The organism is Flavobacterium sp. IMCC34852, from assembly GCF_030643905.1.
Taxonomy (GTDB): Bacteria; Bacteroidota; Bacteroidia; order Flavobacteriales; family Flavobacteriaceae; genus Flavobacterium; species Flavobacterium rivulicola.
In genome coordinates this window covers 1,278,436-1,292,302 of the sequence record NZ_CP121446.1, presented here as the reverse complement: position 1 = coordinate 1,292,302, position 13,867 = coordinate 1,278,436, and the positions used below count along the sequence as shown (strand labels likewise).

The 13,867-nt window shown below is 40.1% G+C and carries 5 protein-coding genes; all 5 read right to left on the bottom strand.

Features of this window, described 5'->3' with window-relative positions:
• Window positions 1–12 precede the first annotated feature (12 nt).
• The 5 genes from P7V56_RS05565 to P7V56_RS05545 all read right to left on the bottom strand — a co-directional run bounded on the left by P7V56_RS05565 (window position 13) and on the right by P7V56_RS05545 (window position 13,858).
• Window positions 13–1,893, bottom strand: a complete 1,881-nt coding sequence (locus tag P7V56_RS05565; protein ID WP_171222681.1) for an OmpA family protein — start codon at window positions 1,891–1,893, stop codon at window positions 13–15.
• Between the two features lie 10 nt (window positions 1,894–1,903).
• A complete protein-coding gene (locus tag P7V56_RS05560; RefSeq protein ID WP_240976650.1) occupies window positions 1,904–2,869 on the bottom strand; it encodes a PorP/SprF family type IX secretion system membrane protein in 966 nt (321 codons plus the stop codon).
• 5 nt (window positions 2,870–2,874) lie between these two features.
• Window positions 2,875–10,902 (bottom strand): T9SS type B sorting domain-containing protein, encoded by an 8,028-nt coding sequence (locus P7V56_RS05555; RefSeq protein ID WP_304986249.1) that lies wholly within the window; start codon window positions 10,900–10,902, stop codon window positions 2,875–2,877.
• A gap of 382 nt (window positions 10,903–11,284) precedes the next feature.
• Complete coding sequence (locus P7V56_RS05550; RefSeq protein WP_171222679.1) at window positions 11,285–12,229, bottom strand: NAD(P)H-dependent flavin oxidoreductase; 945 nt, start codon at window positions 12,227–12,229, stop codon at window positions 11,285–11,287.
• 21 nt (window positions 12,230–12,250) lie between these two features.
• Entirely contained in the window at window positions 12,251–13,858 is a 1,608-nt protein-coding gene (locus P7V56_RS05545) for a S8 family serine peptidase (protein WP_171222678.1), read from the bottom strand.
• Between the last annotated feature and the right edge of the window lie 9 nt (window positions 13,859–13,867).

Sequence of the window (13,867 nt, the reverse complement as noted above, 5' to 3'; positions counted from 1 at the left end):
TCAACAACTAACTTATTTCAAAATCATAAACGTACATCTACGATTGGTGGCATGCTCGCTATCGGTACAATCATTTTTCGGACAAATGATCAGTGGTTTGCTCTCACCGTATCCTACTGATTTCAGCCTCTTTCTGTCAATTCCGTTTTGTACCAAATATTCTAAAGCGGAAGCAGCTCTTCGGTTTGACAATCTCAAATTATACATTTCGGAAGCTCTGGTATCGGTATGTGAACCAATTTGGATTTCCATGTATGGGTATTTTTTTAATAAGCCAACCAATACATCTAAAACCTGTGCGGCTTGAGGCTTGATGTTCCATTTGTCTAAATCGAAGTAGATATTTTCCAACTCGATTAAAACCGTTCCGTCGTCTTTTTTATTAATAATGTCTTCGGCGTCATAATAAGACTCGACTTTCATTTGCAAATCGATATACACTTTCCCTTTTACACTCGTATCAAATTCGGCTTCTGCCGGAATATAAAAATCTTTGAAAGCCATGATTTTGTATTTCTTATTCGGCTCTGTATTGAAAACGAAATCACCGTCTTTACCCACTAAAATTTCTTCGAGTAATTCGCCTTTATCGTTGTACAATTTCACCGTTGCGCCCGGTAAAAGTTCTGAGGATTTCAAATCTCTTACTTCACCTTCGACTAAATATTGCAACTTATTTTCCTCACGAACAAAAGTGTATAAATTATCATCACCGGTTCGGTTGGAGGCAAAATAACCTTTATCATTGGCTTCATCCAAAATAAAATTGAAATCGTCCATTTCGCTATTGATGGTTGAGCCAAGATTTAAAGGTTTGTCAAACTCGGTTTCGGTCAATTTATAGCTCATGAAAATATCAAGATTCCCATTGCCTTGATGTCCATCAGAAGCAAAGTATAACGTTCCGTCTTCTGTTACAAAAGGGAATTGTTCGCGGTGAATCGTATTAATAGTTTCGCCTAAATTTCTCGGTTGGCTAAAAGTACCGTCTTGCAAAATATCCACCACAAAAATATCCATCGAACCAATCGTTCCTTTCATATCGCTGGCGAAGTAAAGTTTCTTGCCGTCTTTGGTCAGGAATGGATGTTGAACTGAATACTCATCGCTGGAAAAAGAACACATCTTGACATTGGTCCATTTACCATCTACGAATTCAGCTTTGAATATTTTGACCGTAGCTACTCTTTCGTTGCCAATTTCAACCTGTTTGTCTCCACTTCTATTAAAGTACATGGTTTTACCATCGGCACTGAAGGTAGCATTACTTTCGTGTTTCTTGGTATTGATAATATCCGGAAATGGTTCCACTTGAACCAATTGTCCCTTGTCATTTACCGAAGCCATGAATAAGTCTAAATAAGGTCGGTCATTCCAACCATAAGCTTTCTCTTCGGCATTTCTCAGTGAGGCAAAAGTTACTTTTTCGCCATAAAACGCAATTCCGAAATCACCATTGGTTCTGTTTTTGGACATGGGTTCCAATTTGAAACTGTTGGGTGTATTTCGGGTAGCGTTCTTCATGAACTTAGGCGTATTTTGTTCGAAACCTAAATATTCCGACATGATGGCATCGCCTTTGTCAAAGTCTTTAATTCCCTTTAATGCATTGGCATAACGAAAATAGACTTCTTTTTTAACGCTGTCTTTATAGGTAAAAAACAGCTGACCATAAGCCCGAACGGCATTATCCATTTGGAAATTGTAGTAGTAACAATCGCCCAAATTCTGCAACACTTTTTGTGATTGTTCGAGTTGCTCATAAGCCGCCGCGGCTTTGACGTAGGATTTTCGGTCAAACAAAGAATGGGCTTGTTTGACACTAACTTTTTTTTGGGCAAAAAGAGTGGTGATACTGCAAAAAACAAAAAGTATGTAGAAGATTTTTTTCATCGTATCCATTTTAAAAGAATCTTGGTGATTTATCATACCCTTTTCCTGAAAGTCGGCCTAAATCAAGGTCGAATAAAACAAAAACCTCATGAGAACCGGTATTGAACTTTCTAAGGTTTGTTAGCGTATAGTCATAAGAATAGCCTATTCTTAATCTTGGTGTTACATAAAAACTGGCCAAACCGCTGACAGAATCGTCCAATCGGTAGCCTATACCGGCTTCGAATTTATTATTGATTAAAACATTGGTCGTTAAGTCGAGTGCCACCGGTGCGCCTTGAACGCCTTTGGCCATGAACGCCGGTTTTATTTTCAAATTGTCGTTGCCATTCAAAGTAAAGACATAACCACCGGTTAAGAAATAGTGAATGGCTTCCACTCCGGTAGTAACGATGCCGTTAGTGTTTTCGAGATGTTTGGTGGTGAGTAAATTTGGCGTTGAAAACCCTAAATAATAATTATCGCCAAACAAATAAGTTCCGGCGCCTACATTGGGAAAGGTTTGGCTGATATTATTTTCAAATGCCGGATCGAGCAACGGACTGGTGTATTGAAATCCGTTAAAATTGGTACTGAAAAGAGTCACACCGGCTTTGACACCAAAGGACAATCTCGTTTTTTCAGACAGTGATAACACATAGGCAAAGTCGGCATAAATATTACTTTCTTCTACTACATCGCCTATTTCATCATGAATAATCGAGATACCCATTTCCACTTTTCTGGATAATGGTTTGTGGGCAAAAAAGGATTGTGTTGTTGGTGCGCCTTCAATACCAACCCATTGGGCACGGTAAATGCCACCCATGTTAATCACGTCTTTATTCTCGGTCGCATAAGCTGGATTGATTACACTCATGTTGTACATGTAATGGGTAAACTGAGGATCTTGTTGGGCCAACATCGAAGAAGAGCTCAATACGATAAGTATCGCAGAAAAATAGTGAATGATTTTATGTTTCATAATTGTACTCATCTTACTTATCTGTTTAGATATACTCTTCCTTGGACTGCTTTTCTGACACCGTCATTGAAATTCAATATGTAGAAATAAACGCCGGTTGGCAATAAATTGTCACCCAAATTCAATCCGCCTACGCTAGTGGTTCCATCCCAATTAGGTACATTTCTGTTTCCGGTATAAATCAAATTCCCGTAACGGTTGTAGATTTCTAATTTGAAGTTCGGATATAAAGTCGCAAGGTTTTCAATTTCAAAAGTATCGTTGATGCCGTCATTGTTTGGCGAATAACCATCCGGAATTAAAATATCATCACAAACTGTTAAATCCACAATAACTTCCAATCTGACAGAACCTTCACAACCACTCGCCGCAGTTAAAGCCGCATAATAAGTTGTACCGTGCACCAATAAATCCGTAGTAGAATATGCTGTTCCGCCGGTTGGCGCATTGTACCAAATTACCGTTGGGAATCCGACAAGATTTCCGGATAAATTTTCTATTGTTGGATTGTCATCTTCACAGAAAAGATTGCCGTCTTGAATAATTTGCGGTGTTCCTAATTGGCTAACATTGAAATCCGTTGACATCACCACATTTCCAATTACGCCACAGGTTGTTACAACAGAATCTATCTGACTGATAGTCAATGATGTAGTTCCATTATTAACCAAATCGGTAGCCGGAATAGTAAAAGTTCCTATTCCGCCCGTAAAAGTTACAGTTACAGTATTTGAAGCTGAATTGGCACCACTCAAAAGATATTGGATAATATAATCCCCATCCGGCATATTTACTGTACCTGAAATGGTAGCTTGACTCGCATAATTAGTACAAGTGTCCTGAACAGTCAAAGTTGCCGTATTCAAATCCGGAATCGGATTGATGACAAAACTAACCGTTGCATTTTCATTGGCATTGGTACAACCGGTTGCGGCAATGATTCCGATGATAGTCAAAGTATAATTTCCTGCAGCTGTAAATATTGCAGCCGGAATGGTAAACTGTCCTATGCCTCCTGTAACGGTTACATTACCGGTAACTCCTGAAGTTGGTGTTGCACCCGGAATAGAATAATTGAACTGATAAACACCATCCGGTAAATTGATGGCATTGGCAATATCGACAACTACAGCTGTTCCGAAACATACATTGGTGGCAGTGAGACTTGCGCTATCTATATCGGCTAAAGGTCTGACAATGATTTGTGCAGCAACACCGGTTAGCGTATTGGAACAGTTAGAAACAGTATTTAAAATATTGGTAAAAGTAATTACCGTTGTTCCGATATTTGGAAGAGAAGCACTTGGTATACTAAAGTTTCCGGCACCGGAAGCTATAGTAACTGTTGTCGTTTGACCCGATAAAGTATTGGCACCTGCTAAATCATAACTCAGTGTGTAAATGCCATCAGTCATTCCGTTTAAATTCACAACCACATTGGCTCCAAGACAAGCCGGTGAAATGGTTACATTAACAGTAGTCAAAAGTGGATTTGGCAAAATAGTAAACTGAACTGTTTCGGTATCCGTACCGCATAAATTGGTGACGGTGTAAGTATAACTGTAAGTACCGGCAGCCAAACTAACAATGGTGATAGGTGAGGTTACGGTTTGGGCTGAACCATCTGTCCAAGTTCCTCCCGAATCTTGTCCGGTTAATAAAGTAGTTAAGTCTAAAACACCCACACTTGGACACAATGATATAACACCTGTAAATGTTCCCGCATTTGGCAACGAATCTACTACAACTGTAACCGTTGAACTTGAATTAGAACAAGGTGATGTTCCAAGAACTGTATAAGTAAAATGATAGGTTCCAACAGCAACTGCAGATGGATTAAAAATGCTACCGGTTAATGCGCCTGAAGCATCATCGTCATTCCAAGTTCCGGTTGAATTTTGTGTACCATCCAAACCTGTGAACAAGTCCAAAGAAGTTTCATTGATACAAGTATTTAAAGTTTGACCAATTCCTCCTGAATTTGGCGCTTGAATTAGAGTGACAATTACCTCTGCAGTATCAGTAGCACATAAACCACCACCAACGCTGTAGGTGTAAGTTCCGGCTACATCAATAGCCGGATTAATGAATCCTGTACCACTGGCTAAAGCCGGTGACCAAGTTCCACCCGATTGTGCGTTTGAACCTAATAATAAGAACAAATCTTGGGCTGGATTATTTGAACATAAAGTGATTGAACTATCATCTCCTGCATTTGGAACCGGATTAACAATTACTGTTATTATAGCAAAATCATTATCACAAGGTTGGGTTCCTGAAAGTGTGTAAGTATAATCACCAGCAACATCTACTGTAGGATCAAAAACTCCTGTTCCACTGGCCAATGCCGGAGACCAAACTCCGCCCGGTTGTGAATTAGGGCCTAACAATAGTGCTAAATCTTGTGCCGGACTGTTGACACAAAGTGTAACTGAATTATTGGTTCCTGCTTCAGGTCCCGGAGTTACTGTTACCGTTACTGATGAAGTATCATCAACACAAGGTGCAATACCGGTAACTGTATAAGTATAAACTCCTGATATATCAACTGCTGGATTGAATATCCCCGTCCCACTGGCTAATACCGGTGTCCAAGTTCCTCCTGATTGTGGTGTTCCTGATAAGGAAGCAAATAAATCAACTGGATTTTGATTAGAACAAATATTTAATGTTCCGTCATTTCCTGCATCCGGAACCGGATTAACCGTTACTTGAACAGTCGCAGATGATGATTGACATGGTGCTGTTCCGGATAGTGTATAAGTATATGTGCCGGCCGTATCTACGGCTGGGTCAAAAACTCCGGTACCACTAGCTAAAACCGGTGTCCAAGTTCCTCCAGTTTGAGCAGTTGGTCCTAATAATGAGAACAAATCAAATGATGGACTCAAAACACAAACTATTGTACTTGTACTTGTTCCTGCAATTGGTGGATTAACTACCGTCAATACTACGCTGCTGCTCGTTTGTGGATTAACACAACTTGGCGTGCCTGAACTCGCTATACTTACAATATTTACTGTAGTGTTAGCCGAGTAAGTTCCCGTTAATGTGGCTGTACCTGCTGCGTCTAAAACAACTGTTTGATTTGCGCCGCCGTCGATGTTATAAGTTACCGTAGCATTTGGTGTACCGGTAAAAGTAAAAGTAGCACTATCGCCCAAACAAATTATTGGTGGTGTAACACTTACACTAGCTGTTGGTAATGGTAATACCGTTAAAACAACACTACTCGGTTGTAAATTAACACAACTCGGTGTACCCGAACTTGCAACACTTACGATATTAATAGTGGTGTTGGCCGTGTAAGTTCCTGTTAATGTGGCTGTACCTGCTGCGTCTAAAACAACTGTTTGATTTGCGCCGCCATTAATGTTATAAGTAACTGTAGCATTTGGTGTACCTGTAAATGTGAAAGTGGCACTGTCATTGGCACAGATGGTTGTTGGACTCACAGCAACACTCGCCGTTGGTAATGGTAATACCGTCAAAGTAATACTGCTCGTTTGTGGATTAACACAACTTGGTGTACCCGAACTCGCTACACTTACTATGTTTACCGTAGTATCAGCAGTGTAAGTTCCGGTGATGGTAGCTGTGCCACCTGCGTTTAAGACAACCGTTTGGTTCGAACCACCGTTGATGTTATAAGTAACTGTAGCATTTGGTGTACCGGTAAAAGTAAAAGTAGCACTGTCATTGGCACAGATCGTTGTCGGACTAACTGCAACACTAACTGTCGGCAATGGCTGTATCGTTAAAGTAACACTGCTCGTTTGTGGATTAACACAACTTGGCGTGCCTGAACTCGCTACACTTACAATATTTACTGTAGTGTTAGCCGAGTAAGTTCCCGTTAATGTGGCTGTACCTGCTCCACTCAATACTATGGTTTGATTTGCACCCCCGTCGATGTTATAAGTTACCGTAGCATTTGGTGTACCGGTAAAAGTAAAAGTAGCACTATCGCCCAAACAAATTGTTGGTGGTGTAACACTTACACTAGCTGTTGGTAATGGTAATACCGTTAAAACAACACTACTCGGTTGTAAATTAACACAACTCGGTGTACCCGAACTTGCAACACTTACGATATTAATAGTGGTGTTGGCCATGTAAGTTCCTGTTAATGTGGCTGTACCTGCTGCGCCTAAAACAACTGTTTGATTTGCGCCGCCATTAATGTTATAAGTAACTGTAGCATTTGGTGTACCTGTAAATGTGAAAGTGGCACTGTCATTGGCACAGATGGTTGTTGGACTTACCGCAACACTCGCCGTTGGTAATGGTAATACCGTCAAAGTAATACTGCTCGTTTGTGGATTAACACAACTTGGTGTACCCGAACTCGCTACACTTACTATGTTTACCGTAGTATCAGCAGTGTAAGTTCCGGTGATGGTAGCTGTGCCACCTGCGTTTAAGACAACCGTTTGGTTCGAACCACCGTTGATGTTATAAGTAACTGTAGCATTTGGTGTACCGGTAAAAGTAAAAGTAGCACTGTCATTGGCACAGATCGTTGTCGGACTAACTGCAACACTAACTGTCGGCAATGGCTGTATCGTTAAAGTAACACTGCTCGTTTGTGGATTAACACAACTTGGCGTGCCTGAACTCGCTACACTTACAATATTTACTGTAGTGTTAGCCGAGTAAGTTCCCGTTAATGTGGCTGTACCTGCTCCACTCAATACTATGGTTTGATTTGCACCCCCGTCGATGTTATAAGTTACCGTAGCATTTGGTGTACCGGTAAAAGTAAAAGTAGCACTATCGCCCAAACAAATTGTTGGTGGTGTAACACTTACACTAACTGTTGGCAATGGTAATACCGTTAAAACAACACTACTCGGTTGTAAATTAACACAACTCGGTATACCCGAACTTGCAACACTTACGATATTAATAGTGGTGTTGGCCGTGTAAGTTCCTGTTAATGTGGCTGTACCTGCTGCGCCTAAAACAACTGTTTGATTTGCGCCGCCATTAATGTTATAAGTAACTGTAGCATTTGGTGTACCTGTAAATGTGAAAGTGGCACTGTCATTGGCACAGATGGTTGTTGGACTTACCGCAACACTCGCCGTTGGTAATGGTAATACCGTCAAAGTAATACTGCTCGTTTGTGGATTAACACAACTTGGTGTACCCGAACTCGCTACACTTACTATGTTTACCGTAGTATCAGCAGTGTAAGTTCCGGTGATGGTAGCTGTGCCACCTGCGTTTAAGACAACCGTTTGGTTCGAACCACCGTTGATGTTATAAGTAACTGTAGCATTTGGTGTACCGGTAAAAGTAAAAGTAGCACTGTCATTGGCACAGATCGTTGTCGGACTAACTGCAACACTAACTATCGGCAATGGCTGTATCGTTAAAGTAACACTGCTCGTTTGTGGATTAACACAACTTGGCGTGCCTGAACTCGCTATACTTACAATATTTACTGTAGTGTTAGCCGAGTAAGTTCCCGTTAATGTGGCTGTACCTGCTGCGTCTAAAACAACTGTTTGATTTGCGCCGCCGTCGATGTTATAAGTTACCGTAGCATTTGGTGTACCGGTAAAAGTAAAAGTAGCACTATCGCCCAAACAAATTATTGGTGGTGTAACACTTACACTAGCTGTTGGTAATGGTAATACCGTTAAAACAACACTACTCGGTTGTAAATTAACACAACTCGGTGTACCCGAACTTGCAACACTTACGATATTAATAGTGGTGTTGGCCGTGTAAGTTCCTGTTAATGTGGCTGTACCTGCTGCGTCTAAAACAACTGTTTGATTTGCGCCGCCATTAATGTTATAAGTAACTGTAGCATTTGGTGTACCTGTAAATGTGAAAGTGGCACTGTCATTGGCACAGATGGTTGTTGGACTCACAGCAACACTCGCCGTTGGTAATGGTAATACCGTCAAAGTAATACTGCTCGTTTGTGGATTAACACAACTTGGTGTACCCGAACTCGCTACACTTACTATGTTTACCGTAGTATCAGCAGTGTAAGTTCCGGTGATGGTAGCTGTGCCACCTGCGTTTAAGACAACCGTTTGGTTCGAACCACCGTTGATGTTATAAGTAACTGTAGCATTTGGTGTACCGGTAAAAGTAAAAGTAGCACTGTCATTGGCACAGATCGTTGTCGGACTAACTGCAACACTAACTGTCGGCAATGGCTGTATCGTTAAAGTAACACTGCTCGTTTGTGGATTAACACAACTTGGCGTGCCTGAACTCGCTACACTTACAATATTTACTGTAGTGTTAGCCGAGTAAGTTCCCGTTAATGTGGCTGTACCTGCTCCACTCAATACTATGGTTTGATTTGCACCCCCGTCGATGTTATAAGTTACCGTAGCATTTGGTGTACCGGTAAAAGTAAAAGTAGCACTATCGCCCAAACAAATTGTTGGTGGTGTAACACTTACACTAGCTGTTGGTAATGGTAATACCGTTAAAACAACACTACTCGGTTGTAAATTAACACAACTCGGTGTACCCGAACTTGCAACACTTACGATATTAATAGTGGTGTTGGCCATGTAAGTTCCTGTTAATGTGGCTGTACCTGCTGCGCCTAAAACAACTGTTTGATTTGCGCCGCCATTAATGTTATAAGTAACTGTAGCATTTGGTGTACCTGTAAATGTGAAAGTGGCACTGTCATTGGCACAGATGGTTGTTGGACTTACCGCAACACTCGCCGTTGGTAATGGTAATACCGTCAAAGTAATACTGCTCGTTTGTGGATTAACACAACTTGGTGTACCCGAACTCGCTACACTTACTATGTTTACCGTAGTATCAGCAGTGTAAGTTCCGGTGATGGTAGCTGTGCCACCTGCGTTTAAGACAACCGTTTGGTTCGAACCACCGTTGATGTTATAAGTAACTGTAGCATTTGGTGTACCGGTAAAAGTAAAAGCAGCACTGTCATTGGCACAGATCGTTGTCGGGCTAACTGCAACACTAACTGATGGTAAATCTAATATTGTAATGGTTACCGTCGATATATCTGGAGCACATAGTGCAGAGGAAACAGTATAAGTAAACACATATGGACTTCCGGCAAGTGTCATTGCTGAAACGTCTAAAGTTCCTTGGAATCCATTTGTTGTAGCTATTGGCCCACTCCAGACACCGCTATTATCGGGCGTTCCTCCTAAAAAATCAAACAAATCAAATGGAGCTGTTGTTGGAATCTCATTAACGCAAATACTTCTATTACCATCGCTTCCGGCATCATTTGGTTCGTAAAGATTTACCAAAACCTCAAGCCTATCAACACTTTCACAAGGAGGATCAACAGTTGAAGCATAATAAAACTGTCCATTAATCAGCGGAGTAGACGGATCTAAAGGTATTCCGAAAGTTGGATTCAAATACCAATTATTATTTCCCGATGCCACTAAATCTCCTATAGTTGGAGGGCTTCCCGGAATGTTACAAAATTCTTGAATAGCATCTCCTGTTGGAGGCGGCACCAAACCAACATTAACAAAAACAGATAGCCTTGAAGTTTGACAACCAGTATCAGGATTAGTTTGACTTATATAATAAATAGTATTGTCATTCAGAATAGCTGTTGGTGAGAGCGCAGTTCCGCCTGACGGTGTTGTATACCATTGTAAATTATTTCCAAAAATAACAAACTGAGGATTCGAAGGTGTAGCCTGACTCAAGCTGGTCACACAAACTCCTTGAAAATTAGCACCGGTTGGTGCTGAATATATGGTAACCGTAACACTTTGTCTTGGACCACAGTTCCCTGTATTGTCATCGGCAAAATAATCTTGGCCATTAACTAAAACTGTAGAATTGGGCAATTGTGTATTTGAGGTAGCTGTCGCATACCATTTAATACCACCACCATTATCTGTAGCAACCAAACTGGCTACTGTAGGCGATTGTGTATCACAAAAAGATTGAGTAGCATCTGTGACCGTTGGACATTGAGAATAAACAAAACCATTCTGCCCAATTAGTGTTAATACTAAAACACAGTAAAAGAAATAATTTTTGGCGAGAGTAGTTATTCTCATAAGCAGTTCTATTTAATACATTTTGAAATCGTACAACATCACTCCTTCTCATTTTAAGATGATAAACTTCAACAAAAACCAGCTATATGAGTCAACAATTCACAGCATCAGTCAAAGCAAAATCACCACCACTATATTACTTATAATTTTGGCGGCAAATTTTCACTTATTAAAATGTTATAAACAAAATAATCAACATTATCAACAACTTTTCAACAAATACTTTTAGTTATATCTTGCTGAAAATATGTAGTTTAAAAAAATAATTGATGAGAATAATGAGTTATCAATATTCAACCAGAAGTATTAAAAAATAAAAATTGTTAACAAGTTTACGTCACAAACACAAACCTATTAACAATAAAATGTAAAACTATAGTGGTTAAAAAATCGGCCTGTCTAATTCTTGTTTGGCTATAGTAAATTCAGAAATGATTGCGGCTATTATTTCTTCAACTGATTTGATTTCATGGATTATGCCGGCTATTTGACCTATTTCTAATTCACCTTCAATCAAATCTCCTTCAAACATGCCGCGTTTGGCTCTGGCTCGTCCGAGAAGTGTTTTTAATTCCTCAGGAGTTGGACATTTGGCATACAGTTCTTGCAGATCATTGTAAAATTTATTTTTAATCAAACGAACCGGAGCTAATTCTTTTAAGGTCAATTGAGTATCTCCTTCTTTTACATTGACAATGGTTTGCTTAAAATTTTCATGAGCCGAACTTTCAAAAGACGCTGCAAAACGAGAACCCATTTGAACACCATCAGCACCTAAAACCATCGCCGCCAACATTCCTCTTCCCGAAGCTATGCCTCCGGCTGCTATTAAGGGAATTGAAATTTGTTCTTTTACCATAGGAATTAAAGTCAGTGTAGTAGTTTCTTCTCTACCATTATGGCCTCCGGCTTCAAAACCTTCGGCGACTACAGCGTCCACTCCGGCTTCTTGGGCTTTTAAAGCAAATTTGGAACTACTAACCACATGCACCACGGTTATTCCTTTTTCTTTCAAATAACTCGTCCATGTTTTTGGATTCCCTGCTGATGTAAAAACTATCTTTACGCCTTCCTCTATTATGATTTGTATAATTTCCTCAATATTCGGATACAACATAGGAACGTTTACCCCAAAAGGCTTATCCGTTGCGGCCTTACATTTTTGAATATGTTCTCTCAACACATCGGGATACATAGAACCGGCGCCAATTAAACCTAATCCACCGGCATTACTGACCGCACTGGCTAATTTATAGCCACTATTCCAAATCATTCCGCCTTGAATGATTGGGTATTTGATATTAAAAAGTTGGGTGATTTTATTCATGCAAACTAAAATACTAAGGCTTTAATTTTTAATGATTTTCCCGGATTGTACCAATGAATTGCTTTTGATTTTATAATAATACATGCCGGAAGTCAAATGATTGATAGAAAGTTGTTGATTAGAAATAATCTCTTGCTCTAAAATCATTTGTCCCAAATTATTATAAAGCGATAGTACAGCTGTATCAAATCCGTTAGGAAATGATGCTGCAATAAATTCATTACTCGGATTCGGGTAAACTAAAAATCTTCCTAAAGCAGCATCATTCACCGATAGTGCAGCGATACTTAAAGCGCTTTGAAAATCGGGAATACCATAGCCATATTGATTAGTAGGACTTGTAAATCTATCCGAAGATTGCTTGACAAAATCAACCACTTGTTGGTTAGTTGCCCATGGTATTGCTTGCCAAAAACTCGTAACTGCTCCCGCCATAATCGGGCAAGAAAACGAAGTACCGCTGGCAGTTACTATAGCTCCGTTTGTATTAGACAATGTTGCGCTTTGTCCTTTGGCCATTACATCGGGCTTTACTCTTCCGTCAAAACTTGGTCCAATGGAACTGAAAGCGGAATAATTTTCGTCAAATTGTACTGAACCTACCGCTAAAACATGGGTAGCTTCAGCCGGAACACCAATATGAGGATTGACAGTATTCCCTGTATTTCCGGCACTGGCAATGACTATCATTCCTTTACTGAATGCTATATTAGCTCCTTGAGAGGCAAATGCTTTATTTCCGGTCATATCAGCATAAGTGTAACTGTAACTTGGATTATCATAACCAAAATAACCTAGCGAAGTTGTAATTACATCCACTCCAAGTCGGTCTGCCTCTTCAGCCGCTTGAACCCAATAACTTTCTTCTACCGGATTTTCTGAAGAAACATCTTCCGTAATAAACAAATAATATTGTGCATCGGGTGCTGTTCCTACCAATTGACCATCAACAAAACCTGCCATACAAGACAAGGTCATGGTTCCGTGATTATGGGTCGAAAAAACATCGGTATTTCCTCCTACATAATTGTATCCGCCCAAATAAAGTCCATTATTGAACATTCTGTTGAACGGAATAATGGTATTGACGGCAGTGAATCCGGAATCAAGTACGGCTATAATTTTTCCCGACCCGGTATAATCTTGTTGGTGCAACAAATGGGCATTTAACATTTGCACCTGATTGGTCGAATTTCCGTAGGCGAAAGTAGTCTGCACATCCATTTGCTTATTCACCGGAATGATGGCTTTGGGCCTGGTCATTTTGGCATTAAGAGAATGATTAGCAAATTTTATGTGGTTTACAAATGGCAATCCGATTAGCGATTGAATATCAGCGAAACTGCCACGTATGTGAAGACAATTAAGCCATTTAGATTGTGCTTTTACCTGGATTCCTTGAGCAGCTGTGATTTGGTTCACATAAGATTGCTCGATTGGCGCGTCACTTACTGTTAAAGCAATGCATTGCGCAGTTCTTCTGTCTAGCGCTCTTTGCGTTAACATGGTCAACGGATTGTCTAAAAAAGTTTGTGCATTAGGCTTGTCGTTAAAATAAACCCAAGCATCTTCTTGAGCATAACCTAATAAACTACCCAAAAAGAATGCGATAAGTAATAGTTTCTTCATAGCTTTTAC

Coding starts and splice junctions, on each gene's coding strand:
- P7V56_RS05565 (WP_171222681.1), bottom strand. CDS start 1,893: ATGAAAAAAATCTTCTACATACTTTTTGTTTTTTGCAGTATCACCACT.
- P7V56_RS05560 (WP_240976650.1), bottom strand. CDS start 2,869: ATGAGTACAATTATGAAACATAAAATCATTCACTATTTTTCTGCGATA.
- P7V56_RS05555 (WP_304986249.1), bottom strand. CDS start 10,902: ATGAGAATAACTACTCTCGCCAAAAATTATTTCTTTTACTGTGTTTTA.
- P7V56_RS05550 (WP_171222679.1), bottom strand. CDS start 12,229: ATGAATAAAATCACCCAACTTTTTAATATCAAATACCCAATCATTCAA.
- P7V56_RS05545 (WP_171222678.1), bottom strand. CDS start 13,858: ATGAAGAAACTATTACTTATCGCATTCTTTTTGGGTAGTTTATTAGGT.